16 protein-coding genes are annotated in these 18,059 nt (G+C 49.7%); 7 read left to right on the top strand and 9 right to left on the bottom strand.

All coding sequences use genetic code 11. From position 1 onward, the window contains the following. Nucleotides 1-5: 5 nt before the first annotated feature. On the bottom strand, nucleotides 6-971 hold the full coding sequence (locus HRI97_RS02085; RefSeq protein WP_253726274.1) for a hypothetical protein: 966 nt from the start codon (nucleotides 969-971) through the stop codon (nucleotides 6-8). A 713-nt stretch (nucleotides 972-1,684) separates the two neighbouring features. Next, nucleotides 1,685-2,236: an anti-sigma factor antagonist gene (locus HRI97_RS02080; RefSeq protein ID WP_390902858.1), complete on the bottom strand. Its 552-nt coding sequence runs from the start codon at nucleotides 2,234-2,236 to the stop codon at nucleotides 1,685-1,687. Between the two features lie 279 nt (nucleotides 2,237-2,515). On the opposite strand from HRI97_RS02080, the gene HRI97_RS02075 reads away from it, so the two are divergent. Beyond that, a complete protein-coding gene (locus tag HRI97_RS02075; RefSeq protein ID WP_253726273.1) occupies nucleotides 2,516-3,247 on the top strand; it encodes an RNA methyltransferase in 732 nt (243 codons plus the stop codon). On the opposite strand, the gene HRI97_RS02070 is transcribed toward HRI97_RS02075, so the two are convergent. Together HRI97_RS02070 and HRI97_RS02065 are read right to left on the bottom strand one after the other, a co-directional pair. After that, entirely contained in the window at nucleotides 3,244-4,389 is a 1,146-nt protein-coding gene (locus tag HRI97_RS02070) for a sigma 54-interacting transcriptional regulator (protein WP_253726272.1), read from the bottom strand. The two genes, HRI97_RS02075 and HRI97_RS02070, sit on opposite strands and share 4 nt — an antisense overlap. Before the next feature lie 95 nt (nucleotides 4,390-4,484). Then, complete coding sequence (locus tag HRI97_RS02065; protein WP_180486905.1) at nucleotides 4,485-5,225, bottom strand: WecB/TagA/CpsF family glycosyltransferase; 741 nt, start codon at nucleotides 5,223-5,225, stop codon at nucleotides 4,485-4,487. Between the two features lie 211 nt (nucleotides 5,226-5,436). Between HRI97_RS02065 and HRI97_RS02060 the strand changes: the two genes are divergently transcribed. The 3 genes from HRI97_RS02060 (at nucleotide 5,437) to HRI97_RS02050 (ending at nucleotide 7,334) form a co-directional block, all read left to right on the top strand. Continuing rightward, complete coding sequence (locus HRI97_RS02060) at nucleotides 5,437-5,883, top strand: PTS sugar transporter subunit IIA (protein ID WP_180486906.1); 447 nt, start codon at nucleotides 5,437-5,439, stop codon at nucleotides 5,881-5,883. Between the two features lie 86 nt (nucleotides 5,884-5,969). After that, on the top strand, nucleotides 5,970-6,509 hold the full coding sequence (locus tag HRI97_RS02055) for a hypothetical protein (RefSeq protein ID WP_253726271.1): 540 nt from the start codon (nucleotides 5,970-5,972) through the stop codon (nucleotides 6,507-6,509). A 60-nt stretch (nucleotides 6,510-6,569) separates the two neighbouring features. Then, the gene (locus tag HRI97_RS02050) at nucleotides 6,570-7,334 is read left to right on the top strand and encodes a transglycosylase SLT domain-containing protein (protein WP_253726270.1); all 765 of its coding nucleotides are present in this window, start codon (nucleotides 6,570-6,572) and stop codon (nucleotides 7,332-7,334) included. 116 nt (nucleotides 7,335-7,450) lie between these two features. Here the strand turns inward: HRI97_RS02050 and HRI97_RS02045 are convergent, their stop codons facing one another. Continuing rightward, a complete protein-coding gene (locus HRI97_RS02045) occupies nucleotides 7,451-8,779 on the bottom strand; it encodes an ArsB/NhaD family transporter (RefSeq protein WP_253726269.1) in 1,329 nt (442 codons plus the stop codon). A gap of 266 nt (nucleotides 8,780-9,045) precedes the next feature. Between HRI97_RS02045 and HRI97_RS02040 the strand changes: the two genes are divergently transcribed. From HRI97_RS02040 to HRI97_RS02030, 3 genes are all read left to right on the top strand, one after another. Further along, nucleotides 9,046-10,317 carry a deoxyguanosinetriphosphate triphosphohydrolase family protein gene (locus HRI97_RS02040; RefSeq protein ID WP_253726268.1) on the top strand — a complete coding sequence of 424 codons (1,272 nt, stop codon included), beginning with the start codon at nucleotides 9,046-9,048 and terminating at the stop codon, nucleotides 10,315-10,317. Between the two features lie 501 nt (nucleotides 10,318-10,818). Beyond that, nucleotides 10,819-12,006: an ABC transporter substrate-binding protein gene (locus HRI97_RS02035; protein ID WP_253726267.1), complete on the top strand. Its 1,188-nt coding sequence runs from the start codon at nucleotides 10,819-10,821 to the stop codon at nucleotides 12,004-12,006. Between the two features lie 16 nt (nucleotides 12,007-12,022). Further along, nucleotides 12,023-13,816, top strand: a complete 1,794-nt coding sequence (locus HRI97_RS02030; protein ID WP_253726266.1) for an ABC transporter permease — start codon at nucleotides 12,023-12,025, stop codon at nucleotides 13,814-13,816. A 148-nt stretch (nucleotides 13,817-13,964) separates the two neighbouring features. On the opposite strand, the gene HRI97_RS02025 is transcribed toward HRI97_RS02030, so the two are convergent. The 4 genes from HRI97_RS02025 to HRI97_RS02010 all read right to left on the bottom strand — a co-directional run bounded on the left by HRI97_RS02025 (nucleotide 13,965) and on the right by HRI97_RS02010 (nucleotide 17,914). Then, the gene (locus HRI97_RS02025) at nucleotides 13,965-14,234 is read right to left on the bottom strand and encodes an ACT domain-containing protein (RefSeq protein ID WP_180486920.1); all 270 of its coding nucleotides are present in this window, start codon (nucleotides 14,232-14,234) and stop codon (nucleotides 13,965-13,967) included. 92 nt (nucleotides 14,235-14,326) lie between these two features. Beyond that, a complete protein-coding gene (gene aat, locus HRI97_RS02020) occupies nucleotides 14,327-15,073 on the bottom strand; it encodes a leucyl/phenylalanyl-tRNA--protein transferase (RefSeq protein WP_253726265.1) in 747 nt (248 codons plus the stop codon). Further along, on the bottom strand, nucleotides 15,060-17,459 hold the full coding sequence (locus HRI97_RS02015; RefSeq protein ID WP_253726264.1) for an AAA family ATPase: 2,400 nt from the start codon (nucleotides 17,457-17,459) through the stop codon (nucleotides 15,060-15,062). The genes aat and HRI97_RS02015 overlap by 14 nt, the downstream gene beginning before the upstream one ends. Before the next feature lie 134 nt (nucleotides 17,460-17,593). Further along, entirely contained in the window at nucleotides 17,594-17,914 is a 321-nt protein-coding gene (locus HRI97_RS02010) for an ATP-dependent Clp protease adaptor ClpS (protein ID WP_180486923.1), read from the bottom strand. Between the last annotated feature and the right edge of the window lie 145 nt (nucleotides 17,915-18,059).

Below are 18,059 nucleotides of genomic sequence, written 5' to 3'. Positions count from 1 at the left end.
AGCGCTTATCTCGTCCTCTTAATCCGCTTTGCGCGGACGACTGCGGCGAGACATCCGACCGCAACGCACAGAACGGCAATACCTGCGTTGATGCAGATAAGGAGCGGATCGCCCGAGAGGGCAAAAAACGGAAACGCATTTGCGAGCGGCGCGCCCGCTTCACGCAATCGCTTAAAATATTCCGAATAATACAAAAGATTGAACGACAGCACGCCTGCGTCCATTATGAGAAGGTACAGAGTTCCGACAAGGCGCCAATCGCTGCAAAACGAAACGGCGTATGTCGCGCAGAGCGCAAGCGCAAACGACAAAAAACCGAGCCATGCAAAATGCCCGCTTTTCCACGCCTGCTCGGCATGCATTTCGATCGTATCGATGCCGCTTTTAATCCACACGGGAAAAGAGGGAACCGTTTCACGGATGAGGATGTCGGCAAAAGGCGAACTTTCCGCTTCCATAATGTTTGTATCGACCTGCGCGAGACTCACCGCGTTTTCATCGCCCGCACTTTTGAGCACGACGGCCGGGGTTTCGGGTGCGGAAGCATCGCGTAACAGATAAGCGGCTTTCCCGGCATACGGGCGGAAATATCCCGCCGTGAGCGCGCTTTTCGGAGCGGGAGGTAAGGATTGCTCGGTTTTCCATTTGAATTCGATAAAGCGCGGAAAAAGCACAACCCACATCACCGCACATAAAAGGATGTAAACGATAACGGGTAAAAATCCGCCGCCGGAGTGGCGAATACGATACAGACTGAAAAAAAGCGGCGACAAAACGATAAAAGCGGGCACGACGATAAAAAAACCGCGGACAAACACATATGCGTTGAACAATTCAAGCGGACGGCCGGCGACGAGATGCACCGTATTGCAATACATCATATATGCGAGTTCGCCGACGACGATACAGCACGCCGTAATCCCGATATACGCGGGAATGAGCAAAATGGATTTTTTTACCGATTCGGCCATACTGCTTCCGCCTGCTCCGAAAGAGGCATCCGATTCCGAAATGGAAACTCCCGAACGCACTGCTCCGGCTTTTACGGTTCAATTTCGAGTTTAATAAAACTCGAAATTTTCCAACCGTTTCGCTCTCCAACCGAATGGTAAGTTTCGAAAGCAAATAAAATTGCGCGAAAGGCAAGGTTCCGGCTGCGTGCCGTTTCGAGCGTTAGGCTTGCGGAAGCCTGCCTTAAAAAGCTCGACCGCGGCTAAGCGGACGGATTCTTGCCGAAAGCACAACTTTATCGGATCATACTTTCTAAACTCGACATTCGGCCTTTTATGATTATCGGCAAAAACCGATTATTTCGATATATCTCCGATTTTATAAGGTACGAAAAAGAACAAACGGAAGCGTACGCGGAAATTTCGCCGACTTTCTTCCGTTCGGGTTTTCCACCCGATCGTACACAGGCTTTCCACAATTTATCCACAGGGAAAAAACGGAAAACTTCGGTAACGCTATTTTTCTATAATACCGATAAATAGCCCTTTGTACACGATAGTATATAATTTGTTGTATTACAAAGATTTACAAAATATTTTGACAGCAGTGCCGAAGTTTTTCAGTTTAGGGGAGATTTTTCCGCAATCCGCTGCGGTATTCTGCATTTTCTCCACATTTTTCCACAACTTATCCACAAACAAAAAACTCGGCAGACGATGCCGGTTCCGTACGCTTATCCGAGCGAAATCGCTCCCTCTCCGTCGATTGCGAGAATGGATTTGCATTCCGAACAGCGGAAACGCCCTGCACGCGTCGCTCTGAGGCGTTTCGTACACACGGGACACGCGAAAACTTTCGGGAAAACGCTGCTTGCAACGGGTGCGCCGTTTTTGAAAAACGCAACCGCATTTTCGATCGTATCTTTGATATTGAAAAACTGTGAAAATCCGAGCAGCTGAAACACTTCGGATACTCTCGGCTGAATGTCAAGCAGGACGATATCGCCGCCTTTCGGTTTTACCATTTTCAAAAATGCGGTAAACGATCCGATACCGGTCGATGAAACATAATTAAGCGAAGAACAATTAAAAATCAAATTGATATACCCGGAATCGACAATTTTTTGAATTTTTTTCTGAAAAAAATTTGAATTGTACGTATCGATATAACCGTTCAAATATATGCACAAACCGCCTTTTACCGTGTCGATTCTTTCAAGCGAAATCTTCAAACTGTCGTCTTTTTCATCGTTAAAACCCGAAACCAAATTATTATTATTTATCATAACCTTTTCATTATCTCCAAAATACACCGTTCAACTTTATACTCTATATATAACAATACACTAAAATCACCATAATGTCAAATATATTAACTATTGAAAATAAATCAAATTTACGTTTTTTCATCGCGATATTTTCCTTACTTTCATTAAAGAACACTGCCGTCAACGCCCCCGGTTGACATAAACGTTTTTACAAATATCGCTCCGGCGAAAACCCGACGCCTATAAAACTATCGGCACATCTGGCGTACAATAATAAAAATAAGTATAGTATATTTTATGGATTTAGGGAAGATATGTATCGTCCTCGTGCGCCCCGAAGAAAGCCGGAACATAGGAGCGGCGTGCAGGGCTTTGGCGAACAACGATATCGCCGATCTGCGCATCGTCGGGGAAAAAAGCGATTACGAAGACGGCGCGGTACGGACGCTCGCACTCCACGCGGCGGACATTTGGGAGAGCGCACGTTTTTTCCGTTCGATAACCGATGCGACGGCGGACTGTACGCTTTCGGCCGGTACGACGAGACGACGCGGTAAAAACAGAAAAGGCAAACTTTTATTGCCCGAAGAATTCGCCGCAAAAGCTGCCGATATCTGCAATGCACAGGGCACCGTCGCGGCCGTGTTCGGCAACGAGCGCACGGGTCTCACCGATGAAGAACTTGCCGAATGCACGCTCGGCGTTACGATACCGTCGAGCGAACGCTTCGCCTCGCTCAACCTTTCGCACGCCGTGCAGATAATCTGCTATGCGCTCTTTCGAAAAAAACACTGCGGCATCACGGGGTACACGCCGCTTCCGCTTTCGCGCATCGATGAAACCGTTTCGATCATCGCGGACAATCTGCAAAAAATCGGATTTTTCAGCGTGACGGGACGGCGCGATATGGAAAATTTTTGGAGGGCAATCCTTTCGCGCGCCTCTCTTTCCGAAGGCGAAGCGCAATACTTGGAAAAAATATTTACCAAAGCGGCGGGACTGGCTTCACGAAATAAAATTAATAATTAAAAATTGATATCCTCCGGATAAATCATTTCACCTTTTGAAAACATACACGCCCTCTTCAAACAGTTGATAAGCTGACGCACATTGCCCGGCCAATCGTAACTCATGAGTTTTTCACGCGCCCTGTCGGACAGCGCGATGTTACGCTCTTCCAAAAAAGAAGAAGCGATTTCGTCGATATCTTCGAGGTGCCGGCGAAGGGGCGGAAAGGTTATCGTGCAGCCGGCAATCCGATAGTACAGATCGCTTCGGAATCTTCCCTTCTGCATCATCTTTTGCAAATCGGCGTTTGTCGCGCATATCAGACGGATATCGATACGGCGTTCGACATCGGAGCCGACGCTGCGGTAAGTTCCCGTGTCCAATACGCGCAAAAGTTTTGCCTGCAAAAAAAGCGGAACATCGCCGATTTCATCGAGAAAAAGAGTTCCGCCGTTCGCTTTCGCAAAACGTCCCGATCGCTTGACCGCACCGGTATACGCGCCCGGAACCGTACCGAACAGTTCGCTTTCGGCAAGACTTTCGCTGACGGACGACATCTCTACGGAAACGAAAGATTTATCTTTTCGGGATGAATTATCGTGCAGCAATTTCGCCGCAAAAGTTTTTCCCGTTCCGCTTTCGCCGAGAAAGAGTACGGACAAGTCTTTCGGCGCGACTTCGGCAAGACGCCGTTTCAAATCCGTGACAATTTTTGAAGACCCCGCGAATTTTCGAAAACCGCTTATGTCGACCGTACGGGAAAAAGAGCGCACCGGTTTTTTAAATATCCGATCGATATCGTTTGTTTTGGGCAAATGCCGTTTGACGACGGTGCGCAGCAAATCGGAATCGCACGGGAACGGAATACACGTTTTATAATGACGCCGTACGTAAGAAAGCGGAAGCGTATCGTCCGATTTAACAAGAAACAACGCATATCCGCGGCGGGCGATATTCGTAAACATTTTTTCGGTTTGCCCGTTGAACAGCGACGCATCGATGAGTACGAGCTTTTGAAACGCGGCAAGCGCACACGAATAGGATTGCAGAGAATCGACGACTTTGACGGAAAAAACAGGCTCCAGCGCGTGACGGCACCAATCGATCACTTTTCTATCCGAGGATATTAAAACAACGGTGTTTAAATTCGGGAATACCTCCATTTCGCGTCCCCGTTTTTAAGCGGCATGAACATTCACGTTTCCGCCGCACACACGATGTCCCGCCTCTTATTTTGTCAAAAACCGCCACACGTCTTTTATGTATTTTTGAAAAGACGATACCCTATCAACAACAGTATATACCATAAGTAGGGAAAAAGCAAAAATATTTTCAAAGGGTTATGAAGAATTTCCGCATAGATTTCGTGACCGCGCGCAAACGTTTTTTCATCGACGCGCTTAATGCGTTCGGCAAAGATATCGAATACGTCTTTATAATAAATAAAAATACTCGACGCAAAGCGGTTCCGTCTGCGGTACACCCATACGTCTTTTTCTTTGATGCCGTCGCTTACGAGCACGAGCGAGGGAGAGGATTTGTAAATCGCTTCGATGACGGCCGCTTCCGCGTTTTTCGAATAATGGCCGATATAGCGTCCGACGATCTGTAAATTCGGAAAGGTATCGCGCACGTTCGATTCGGCTTTTTGCAGCGTCGCCCGCCGGGAACCGAGCAGAAAAATCGATTTGTAATGACGCTCAAGCACCGACAACACTTCGATTACCGCATCGAAAGGATTGTAGCGTACCGGTATCGATTTTTTGAGAAATTTTGCGCCCCGGATAATGCTCTTTGAAACGGGCAAAATCAAATCGGCGCTGCGCACGCATTCGGCGTATTCGCTCTTTCCGCGCGCACGAAGCAGATCCCACACCGACAAAAATACGATCTGTTTCGTTCCGGGCTTTGCAAGGAGCTCAAGCACTGCGGATTCCATGTCTTCCGCACGGCAAATATCGACATTTACGCCTGCGACGCTTATCCTTTGAATACTCATACCGCTTTTATTTTAATTTACCGTACAAAATTATGCAAGGCAAGCGGCGGAGGTTTTACTATCCCCTCTCCGAACCCGAATACGTCGATTTATTTTCGGACGGCACCTATGTGCAATCCCGCCCTCCGTGTAATACCGCGGATTTTCTACAACCGCGATAACCGCGGATTTTCTCCTTGACAAGAAACCAATCTCGTCATACACTGTCAGTATGGACTTAAGAACAGTATTAACGACCGATACCGTAGATCTCCATCTCAAGGGAACGACAAAGGAAGCGATCATCGACGAAATGCTCGACTTGCTCGTAAAGGCCGGTAAAGTTACGGATAAAGCGGCCGCCCGCGAATGCGTGCTCGACCGCGAGCGCAAGATGTCTACCGGCATGAAGCACGGTATCGCGATTCCTCACGGCAAAACGGACACGGTGAGCGATCTCGTCGCGTGCATCGGCATTTCCGACAACCCCGTCGATTTCGATTCTCTCGATCAGGAGCCGTGCCGTATCTTTATCATGACGCTCTCTCCGGTAAACAAAACCGGTCCGCATCTTCAGTTCCTCGCGGAAGTAAGTCTCCTGTTTAAGAGCCCCGAAAAACGGCAGCTCATCCTCGAAACGCAGGATAAAGCGGAAGTCATCAGAATCCTCACCGAATAGTATTTTCGTTTTTTATAGTTTTTGAAAACGCTCAAAGGCGGTCTTTACGTATTGCATGAAGACCGTTTTTATTTTAAACTCACACTATGAAACTCGATGCGCGCTTCGAATCGAAAAACGGAAAACTCTATGCGCTCAAAACGGGCGCGGAAGCCGATACGGGCGCTTTGATCCCGTTCGACTCGGGCGTCCTTTCAGGCGCTTCGTCCGAAATTGCGGAAACGGAAGCGCAAAGGTTTTCGGATAGCAGCGGCAAAATACTTGCCGTATACGTTCCGCACCGTGCCGTAGAAATTTCGGAAAATATGTACGATGAAATGTATCTTGCAGCTCTCCGCGTGTTTTTAAAAAGCATCGAAGCATACGGCGCGTATGCGATCGTCGTACCGATTTCGGACTGCGGTGCTGAACGGTTAACACAGGCGATGTGCCATACGGCGCGGCGAATTAAAGACTGTGCGTCCGTCATCGGTTTTGCTCTTCCCGATGCACTGACGGAAAGCGAAGCGACAACGTTTACGGACGCGATGAGCGCAAAGCACGCGCATTACGTCTATTTTTCGAATCGGTATGCGGGTTCATCCTTTGTCACGTACGCCGTCGAAAGCGGACGCGGACAATCGTAAGCTTTCGTCGCAGGCGAAAATGACGCAAGCGTATGCACAACAATTATCGGTATAACAAAAATGAAATATAAACCCGACGGAAAAAATTTTGCAAAGACACAGCGAAGCGCACTCATCTTTATAAGCGTGTTGGGCGCATTGTCGCTGTCGATCTTTTTTATATTTCCCGAACAAAAAGTTACCCCGTTTGACATTCCCGTTGCGAAAAACGAAAGGCCGAAAATACAGGCGGAATTCAATACACCGTTATCCGACAAGCCCGCTGCCGTGCGGCACGGAGACGAAGGACTCACGCTCTACCGTCAGCCGTATTACCGGCTCGCCGTCGAAGATTTTTATATCAGTGAAACGAACAACCGCAGCATTACGCTGGCGATCCTCGAATTCGCCGACAAAAACGACATTCCGCTGTCACTCGCGTTTTCGCTTGCGTATACGGAAAGCCGCTACAATATACGCGCAGTCAACTACAATACGAACAGTTCGATCGACCGCGGTCTCTTCCAGCTCAATGACCGCTCGTTCCCGCAGCTCGACGAAAAAGATTTTTTTAACCCCGCAGTCAGTGCGCGCTACGGAATGGCGCACTTGCGCTTTTGCCTCAATATCGCCGGAAACATCATCCCCGCGCTCGCAATGTACAACGCGGGCGCCAACCGAGTGCGCTCAAACAGCACGCCGCAGTCGACGCTGAACTATATCGGCAATATCATGACGCACAAGCAGATGATCGATAAACGCTTTGCCGAAGAAGTCATGGCATATATCGATTATAACAATCCGCTCGATGCGAACGTATCGGTCGCGATGGGCGGAAAACGCTAAACATACGCCGTCGAAAATTTTTAAAACCGCACCGAACGCAAATTTTCCGTCCCGTGTGCATCGTTTCGAACCGCGCACGGGCAGCCGCCGAAGGGTACGCTTTTTCCCAAGCAAAACTACGCCCACACGAACCACAGAGCCAGAGCTGCGGCGGCTGTCGTTAAAATCGTAAACGGTGCGCCGATTTTCAGCCAGCCCGCAAAATTGACGGGGCGGCCTTCTTTTTTGAGTATACCCATCGCGACGACGTTTGCACTCGCTCCGAAAGGCGTCAAATTTCCGCCGAGACAGGAACCGATAAGAAGCGCGAACATGTAGAGTTCGGCGGCGAGATTCATCCTGACGGCGAGCGTTTTCGCAATCGGCAGCATGACGATAATATACGGCACGTTGTCGACAAAGCCCGAAATGACAACGGATACGACGAGGATCAGCATAAAACCCGCGAACACATTGCCGCCGGTAATGCGCGCAAGGATATGAGCAAAATCGGAGAGCAGTCCCGTTTCAGAAATCGCGCCGACGACGATAAATATGCCGATCAAAAACGCAATCGTTTCCCAATCGAGCCCTTTGATAAGCAGCTGCGTTTCTCGCAGCGATCGGCGCCGTACAAATCGGAACCACAGCACGCCCGCAATACCGAGAAAAAGCACGTACAGTCCCGATAAAAATTCGCAATCGAAATGAAAAAACGAAATCGCCGCAAGCCCGAAAATCATCGCGAGCAGGAGCAGAAGCGGTACCGAAGAAATCACTTCGGTTTTATCGAAATCGGGTTTTTCTTTTTGCTTTGCAAAAAACAAATAAAAATACAGGCAGCCCGCAAGCATACCTGTTTGAATGAAGAAAAAAATCGACGGTTTGGCGGCATGTACGAAAAAATCGTTGAACGTATAGCCCGCGAAGCTTGCAAAAATCATCGACGGCGGATCTCCGACGAGCGTCGCGGTTCCTTCGAGATTCGACATGACGGCAAGTCCTATCATAAAATACGTCGGATCGATTTTAAGCTTTTTGCACAGCGCAAGCGCTATCGGCGCCATGACGAGCACTGTCGCGACGTTTTCAACGAAGATCGAAATAATCCCCGTCATCGCGAGGATGAGCACGATTGCGATTCCCGTATTCGGAGCTTTTTCGACGATTTTATCCGCAATGAACGCGGGCATCTGCGAATAGATAAAGAGCGCGGCTATTATCATGCTTCCGACGTAAATCATGAGCACGTTCCAGTTGACAAGGGATGTGAACGCGTGCACGAAAGGATATATGCGAAGCGGAACGCCGCCCGCAGACAAAAAAATGCTTTCCGGAAATATCGCGCCCAACAACAGGATAATGAGCGCCGCAGCGGATGTAAATACGATTTTTTTATGCTGCACGACGATGACGAGCGCATACATCGAGGCGGCGAGTGCAAGCACGACCCATTTCATTTCCATAGTTAAAAAGTATACAGAAAAAAAAGCCGCAGGTAAATCACACGATTGTATTGCGAGCCTACGTGCCGTAAATTTATCGACTTTATGCTTTATAATTTTCATAATTTTTTCTTCGGTTGTAACCATTTTCCGCATCCGTCGTTTATAGAGTGTAAGCATTATATGCAAACGCAAAGGTCACTGTTTTTCCTCCTTTTAACAGTGACCTTATTTTTTTTAACCGCGCACTTACTACCGTTCTTTTTCCGTGATATAATAGCCGCCGTATGAAAGATTCTTTTAAAGACGTGAGATGCTGTCCCGAACGCAAAAATTGGGCGGAATGCATAAAGCGCGAAGTACCGCTGTACGGCAGAGGCAACGAAATCAGATCCGACTTCGAGCGCGATTATACGCGGCTTTTGCACTGCCGCGCATTCAGCCGCTTAAAGCATAAAACGCAGGTTTTTTTTGCGCCGCACAACGATCATACGTGTACGCGCATGGAACACGTACTGCACGTCGCTTCGGTCGCATCCGAAATCGCAAAATATCTCGGCTTGAACGAAAGGCTTGCCGCTGCAATCGCGATCGGGCACGATATCGGTCACGCGCCTTTCGGTCACCACGGAGAAAACTGTCTCAACTCGCTCCTTGAACAAAAAACGGGCGTCAATGCACCGAAAAAATTCTGGCACGAACGCAACAGCCTTTTTTTTGCAGACTATATCGAAACGCTTGCCGATCCCGATGGTATCGAACAGCCGCTCAATTTGACGTATGCGGTGCGAGACGGGCTTATCTGCCACTGCGGCGAAATCGATCAGCAGGGTATCATGCCGCGGACTGAAGCGATCGATCTCTATTCGATAAAGCGGCCGGGTATCGTACAGCCGTACACGTGGGAAGGCTGCGTCGTAAAGATCGCCGATAAAATCGCGTACTTGGGACGGGACATCGAAGACGCGCGGGCATACCACATGCTCGATATGACGTCGTACCGCGAACTGCGCGAAATCGTTGCGACGACGCTCGGCATCGACGGCAAAGCGAAGGGTGCGTTTCGAAGCGGCAAAGCGGTCAACACGACCGTTTTGATAAACGATTTAATCGTCGACTTGTGCACGCAGTCGAGTCCCGAAAACGGATTGCGCTTTTCGGACGAGTATTTTCGTTTTATTATCGAACTGAAAAAATTCAATTATCGGCGGATCTATGCGCACTGGCGCATAGAAGAATTCATGCACTACGCGTCGGATATCATCAAAACGCTGTACGAAGTGCTCATGCGCGTGCAGCCCTACGCGCAAAACGGACGCGCCCGGCAGGCGCTGCGCTATTATCCCTCTCTGTGCGCGACCTATGAAGACTGGCTCGTCAAATACGCAAACTACGCGCCGCTCGGGCAGGAAGACCGCAAAAAAATCCTCCGCTGCAACACGGCCGAAGTGTTCGATATAAACGACAACGAGTCGTACCAAAAATGCGTCATCGAATATATTTCCGGTATGACCGATCAGTTCGCAATTCAAGTGTATGAAGAGATCATCACGTTTTAACATACTAAAAGGTTCAATTTTGAGTTTTTTAAAACTCGCAGGACTGTCGAAAAAGTAATCGCTTTTGAGACAGTCCCTTTTCCATCAGTTTCGTGTAACGTCGGAATGGCGAGTTTTGAAAACGAATAAAAGTGTGCAAAGGCGAGGTTCCGGCTGTATGACAAAATCGCGGAAGCGTACGTGATGCGGCGCAGCAGCGGGAGACCCGCGTGTGACTTTGTGCGTTCAGCTTGCGGAAGCCTCGCTTAAAAGCACAACCGGAGCGTAAGCGGGGAACCCGCTGTGAGAGCCGCGATTGTGTACGATTACGAAAAATTGTATCGTAGCCGTTCTCGCCGAAAGCATAGCTTTATTCACGCATACTTTCAAATCTCGACATTCGACAAAATATTTGACACACAACAAAAATCCGTAGTACAATGAAATATTGTCGGCTGAACGATAATTTCAGCCCGTCACATAAAAAAATCAAATCGTTATGAAATTTGTTTGGAGGATTCTATGAAAAAAATGCTGACCGGAATCGTTTTATGCGCATCGCTGTGCGTACTCGCTTCCTGTTCAAAAAATGCGCAAAAGATGAACGTCAGGCAAACGATCGACGCGGCAAAAAATATGTCGCACGATGAACTCGTCGCAAAAGCGAAAGAAGAAGCGGCGGCGGCAAAATCGGCCGGTACCGTATTCAAAGCGTACGGAACGAGTTCACGCATCGCGAGCGCAGCAAAGGCATTTACCGAATTATACGGCATCGACGTCGAAACGACGAATGTCAAAGACAGCGAAATCTATACGAAACTGCAGGCGGAAATCAGCGGAAAGATCGACGGCGCGGATGTCGTACTGACGCAAAACGGCGCGGTGATGAAAGTGCAGATGGTCGATACGGGAAATCTCATAAACTACGTTCCGGCATCCGTCGCGTCGAACATCGACGGCGCGGACAAAGTGCCGCTCGTGCAGCAATATATCGACAAGCTTTTTATCTTCAATACGGTCGGTTCGAATGTCCCTGCGATCACGAACGTGTGGCAGCTGACCGAACCCGCGATGAAAGGCAGAGTGTTTTTCAAAAGCCCCGAAACGGAAAAGGTAAACGAAAACTTCCTCATCATGCTGACGAATAAAACGTGGGCGGATAAGCTCGCAAAAGCGTATAAAAACTTGTACGGAAAAGACATTCAGCTCGGCAGTTACAAAAATGCCGGCTATAAATGGATTGCGGAATTCCTGCACAACTGCTCGTTCGGCAATACCGACACGACGATAGCGGAACAGATTTCCAATGCCGAAGCGTCCGGAAAAATCGGTCTCTTCGTGTTGAGTAAACTCCGCTCGAAGACGGTGCGTACCGAAAATCTTGAAATCGCTTCGTACTATGCGGACGGCAAAAATACGACGGTTGACCCCTTTGCGGGCTTTATGTATCCGCTCTATGTCCAGATCGTCAAAACGACGACGATGCCCTACACGTCCATGCTCTTTGTCGAACATTTGGTAACGGCGGCGGGATACGCTCCGTGGGCAAAAAACATCGGTGCGTATTCTTCGAACGCGAGCATTCCGGTAAATAAAGGCGACCAGCCGCTTTCGTATTGGAAAACGCGCCTCGTCATGGAAGATCCCGAATACATCAATGAAGCGTACGCGGACGTTTTCGAATTCATTTCAAAAAATCTGACCAAATAGCCTGATGGGAGCTGTCATGTCAAAAAAAGCGGCGAATCGCATTAAGACGTTTTTGCAAAATCCCGCAAATGTCATCCTTGTCGTATTTTTCGTTTTGCTCGCGGCGTTGACGCTGTATCCGCTGCTTTCGCTCGTATTGGAAACCTACAGCGTTCACCCGATGGAAATGCAGCTCATACGCAAGCCGACCGGCGCGCTCACGCCGTACCACTGGAAGAGACTGCTCGCAGGCGGCGAATATTCCGTTAATAATTTTTACCGTCCGCTGCTGAATACGGTTCTCATGGCGATCGTCGCGTCCGTCATCGCGATTTTTTTCGGCGGGGCGGTCGCGTGGCTCATTACGAGATCGAATCTCAAATACAAAAAATTTATTTCGTTCGTATTCGTCTTTCCGTATATCATGCCGTCGTGGACGCTCGCGATGTTTTGGACGAACTTTTTCAGAAATACGAACGTCGGTATGGGCATCACGGGCATCTTTACGGCGCTCACGGGCATCGCAATGCCTGAATGGTTCGTCTACGGACTTTTCCCCTGCTCCGTCGTGCTCGGACTCCACTATTCGCCGTTCGCCTACATCCTCATCGGCGGCATCCTGCGCAATATGGATGCGAACCTCGAAGAAGCTGCGACGATTTTAAAAGCGAGCCGCGCAAAGATCATGCGGAAAATCACGCTGCCGATCGTCATGCCCGCCCTTCTTTCGACTTTTCTGCTCGTGTTCGCCTCCGCGATGAGCGCATACGCCGTTCCGGTTTTTCTCGGATCGCCCGTGCGCTTTTGGGTGCTCACGACAAAGATGTACACGATGATGAACGGCAACTTCCAAGGCCAGGGATACATCATCGCGTTTACGATGATTTTATTCGGCATCGGCATACTCGGATTGAATCAATGGTTTACCGGCAGGCGAAAATCGTTTACGACGATCACCGGAAAATCTTCGCAGATTTCGCTCGTGAACCTTCGCGGCGCACGGACACCGCTTTCGGCCTTCCTCGTCGTCCTCCTGTGCTTTATCGCGATCGTACCGCTCATCACCTTTGCCCTTGAATCGGTGCTGCTCCTGCCCGGCGATTATTCGCTGAAAAATTTTACGCTCGACTTTTGGATCGGACGCGGCGAATCCGCCCTCGAAAACGGCATGGACGCGGGCATCCTCATGAGCGCCGACGTATGGCGCACGCTGTGGAACAGTCTCCGCCTGTCGGTCGTGTGTTCCGTCGTCGCCGGCACGAGCGGCATCCTTATCGGCTATGCGATCGGAAAACGGCGCGGGTCGAAATTGGCAACCTTCGTCAACAATCTCGCGTTTTTCCCGTACCTCATGCCGTCGATGGCGTTCGGCGCGATCTACCTTTCGATTGCGACGAAGATACCGTTTTTATACGGTTCGTTTTTTATCCTCGCGCTCATCGGCTCGGTAAAATATCTTCCTTTCGCATCGCGCAGCGGCGTCAACGCCATGCTGCAGCTTTCAAACGAAATCGAAGAAGCCGCCGTCATCGTCGGCGTGCCGTGGATAAAGCGCATGTCGCACATCATCGTTCCGATTCAAAAGGCGACGTTTCTGTCGGGATTTTTGCTGCCGTTTATTTCGTGCATGAGAGAGCTTTCGCTGTTCGCACTCCTCGTCACACCGCAAAACAAAGTGCTTACGACGATGCTCATGCAGTTCAACGAAAAAGGCTATACGCAGTACGGCAACGCGATCAACCTTATGATCATCGTACTCGTATTGCTTATCAATTTTACCGTAAATAAAGCGACCGGCGCTTCGATCGACAAGGGTGTCGGCGGCGCGTAAATCAATTCGAAAAATCGTTTGTACGGGCGGACGGGCTGTGCGCACTATGGAATCGCGCGGTTCGAATCGCCCGTATTTTTTTATCGGAAAACGAATACGCTTTTATCACCCCAATACGACGCGGCGTAAAATCCGCCGGCGCCTGCGATCAAATCCGATGCATTGCGGAAAACACTTTTTCGCTCATGATGTTGATTTCGACGCCCATAGCGTCTGCGGTTTTATTCATTTCAGCGCGGAGATCTTCGATCGAAATATCGGCGCCGTCGAGATCTACCATCATCATCATAACGAATTTTCCGGAAAGGATCGTCTGCGAAATATCGGCTATATTGACTTTGTGTTCGGCGAGAAAACCGCTCACTTTTGCGATGATGCCGACCTTATCCGAGCCGACGACGGTGATAATTGCATTCATAAAACGAGTGTAGCGCATTATTTGATATCTCGCAAGCCGGCGCGGAAAAATTGCAAGCGTCTCCGATAAAAAACGCGCTGAGCGTTTTCGGCTTACGGCTTCATCAGTGCGATTTCGGCAAAAACTTTGTGCAAGTCACCTGAAAGTTTTTGCGGCAAGAGTTCGCTTTCCATGCGCAAAAACGCCGTGCGGCTTATATTGCGGCCGCCGTATCGTGCGATATTTTCCGTATACACTTGCGAATCGATCAAAACGCCGCCGCATCTTTCAAACGCTTTTGCAAAAAGCATAAACGCGCTTTTGCCCGCGTTCGATTCAAGCGTAAACATCGACTCGCCGCAAAACACTTTTCCGATGAGCACTCCGTAAAGTCCGCCCGCAAGCTCGTCTCCGTGCCACGCTTCGACAGAATGCGCGATACCGCGTTCATGCAGCGCGCAGTAGATATCGATCATGCGCTCCCCTATCCACGTGCCGTCCTGACCGGCGCGATGCACGTGCGCGCAATTTTCGATGACGCGGGAAAAAGCTGCATCGATGGTATACGTATACGGGCTGTGTTTTAAAAATTTTACGGCACTGCGCGGAAAGCGGATTTCATTTACGGGAAGCACGAAACGCGGATCGGGACTCCACCACAAAACGGGATCGCCCGAGCTTTCGTCATACCACGGGAAAATCCCCTGCAAATATGCGGAAAATACGAGATGGGGCGTCAGAATTTCCGTATAGCCGAGCAAACCGTTTCGGCTGAGGTCGCGTATAAAAAAATGCGTGTATTCAAAATCGCTTCCGAAACGTTCGGTACCGAGCTCTTCCCGCCAATCAACGCTTTCCATAATCGAAAGTCAATGTTTCCGTGCCGTCGCTTCCGCGCGATACGTCGACGCGCACTTCACCGCCCGCGGAAAGTTTTCCGAACAGCACTTCGTCGGTAAGCGGAGATGCGATCTTTTCTTCGACGGTGCGAGCCATATTCCGCGCTCCGAATTCGCGCGAATAGCCTTTTTCCGAAAGATAGGCGATCGCACGCGGGGTCGTTTCGAGTTTGACTTTTTTTTGCGCGAGGCGGGATGCGAGTTTTGCGACTTCTTTTTTTGCAATGTCGTCGACGATCTCCTTTCCCAAATGAGAAAACGCGATAACGCCGTCGAGCCGGTTGCGAAATTCCGGTGAAAAAGCTTTTTCGACCGCTTCGCGAAGAGAACCGTTTTCATCCGCAGCGTCTCCGGCACCGAAACCGACTTTGCTCTTTTCCATGTCGCGTGCGCCGGCATTGCTCGTCATGATGATGATACAGTTTCGAAAATCCGCTTTACGCCCCTGATTGTCGGTGAGAAATCCGTAGTCCATAACTTGGAGCAGCACGTTGTAAATTTTCGGATGCGCTTTTTCGATTTCGTCGAAGAGCACGATCGAATGCGGATTTTTGCGCACGTCTTCGGTAAGCTGCCCGCCCTCTTCATAGCCGACGTAACCGGGCGCCGAACCGATGAGTCGGCTCACCGTATACTCTTCCTGATATTCGCTCATGTCATAACGCAAGAGCGTTTCACCGAGCGTACGGGAAAGCGAGCGCGCAAGCTCCGTTTTGCCGACGCCCGTCGGACCGACGAATAAAAAACTCGCTTCAGGCCGTTCGGGATTGTTAAATCCCGCGCGCGCCCTTTTTACCGCTTTTGTCACCGCAGCGACCGCTTCATCCTGTCCGAAGATTTCCGAGCGTATCGTGTCGGCGAGGTCGCGGAGCTTTTCTTTTTCTCCGCTCGTCACCGATTCAAGCGGCACTCGCGCCATCTTTGCCGTCACCATTTTAATAACAGAAGTCGAGACGACGGGCTTTTTCGAAAGCGCATTTGTACGCACGACTTCCTGCGTATGCGCGGTATCGCTTTCAGGCGCGGAAGCTTCGCGCATGCGGGCAAATCCCCCCTTCGCTTTGATTTTCATGTACGAACCAGCTTCGTCGATAATGTCGATCGCTTTGTCGGGAAGGCGCCTGTCCGGCAGATACTGCACCGACAGATCGACCGCAGCTTTGAGCGCCGTATCGCTGTATGTCACTCCGTGGTAGCTTTCGTACCTTTCGCGGAGCCCTTTTAAAATCGACAGCGTATCTTCGGGAGACGGTTCTTTGATATCGATCTTTTGAAAGCGGCGCGCGAGCGCTCTGTCTTTTTCGAAATTTTTCGCATATTCTTCGTGCGTCGTCGAACCGATGCAGCGGATTTTCCCCGACGACAAAACCGGCTTTAATAAATTCGCCGCATCCATCGTACTGTTGCCGCTCGTACCGGCACCCATGATCATATGGATCTCATCGATAAATAAAATCGCATGCTTTTTTTTCATCAGTTCGTCGGTGATCTTTCTGAGACGGTCTTCAAAATCGCCGCGGAATTTCGTACCGGCGAGCAGCAAACCCATATCGAGGCTGTAGATTGAAAAATTATTAATCGCATCCGGTACTTTATTTTGCGCAATCTTGAGCGCGAGTCCGTTCGCGATCGCCGTCTTTCCGACGCCCGCATCTCCGACGTAAAGCGGATTGTTTTTCGTACGGCGGCACAGAATCTGAATCGTGCGGTCGATTTCCTCCGTCCGTCCGATAAGCGAATCGATTTTGCCCCGCCTCGCTTCGTCGGTCAAATCGACGCAAAATTTTTCTAACGCCGTCGGTTTTGTTCCCCGGGGACTTTCCTGCCGCGCATCGTCGGCTGTTTGCATACCCGGCATGAATTTCTGCTGCGCATCGCCGGGATCGGAAAAAAATTGATTTTCATCGGTAAGTTTCGCTTCTCCGATCGCTTCGATAAGACGGAGCGTATCGACGCCGCCCATGCGCAGCGAATACGCACAGTAATTGCGTTTTTCTTCCGTCATACTGACAAGCACATCGGTGATATCGAGAATCTGTTTGTCGCTCGACGCGCAGTGAAACACGGCGCGGTTCATCACTTCCTGAAAACCCTGCGTTTCGACGGGTTCGGCGCTCTGCCCGTTCCCCTGCACTGCGGACACGGGCACGTTTTTTTTGATGTATTCGTTGACGTAATCACGGATCGTCGCGACGTCCGCACCGCACGATTCGAGCAGATCGCGTACCGAATCGAAGGCGAGCGCGGAGCTGAGTAAATGCTCCGGCGTAAAAAATTCGTGGCGGGCGTATTTCGCATCGGAAAACGAAACCGATAATATCTTTCGCAGCTGCGGACTTATTTCCATATCTTTCCACTTCCCACCCGCCACCATGCACGGCGAGTTCCGGGATCGAACAAAAACCGCACCTGTGTGCAATTTTCATCGATCGCTATAAAGTCGGTTATCGATTATATTTCGTTTCGGTTAATCGATGCCGCCTACACTTCCTGCACTTCGACTTTCAGCGGGAAGCCCTGTTCACGCGCACGCCGCACCGTTATCGCAGCCCGCGTTGCCGCTATATCGAACGCGTACACTCCGACAATACCGGAACCCGTTTTGTGTACGGATTCCATAATGACGCACGCGTCGTGTTCCGATTTATGAAAGACGGACATGAGCACGTCGACAACAAAATCCTTCGTCGTATAGTCGTCGTTAAAAAATACGACGCGGCCGTTCGGCGGAATATCGTAATCGACGGCATCGACCGCTTCGATCGAAAACTCGCCGCTTCCGAACGTATCGCTGCCAGCCATGCTTATAATATACAAAATTTTCGCCGTTAATCCAATAGCTTTTATCTAATATCTTTAATAAATTTAAAAAATCAATAAGACAAACGAATACGCGTGACTTTGAAAATCTTCATGCGCTTTCGATTGAATTTTTATTTACAAACCG

The sequence above is a fragment of the Treponema socranskii subsp. buccale genome (assembly GCF_024181585.1).
GTDB classification, from domain to species: domain Bacteria; phylum Spirochaetota; class Spirochaetia; order Treponematales; family Treponemataceae; genus Treponema_D; species Treponema_D buccale.
The sequence above is the reverse complement of the archived record's forward strand: the minus strand, read 5'-3'. Positions and strand labels throughout refer to the sequence as shown.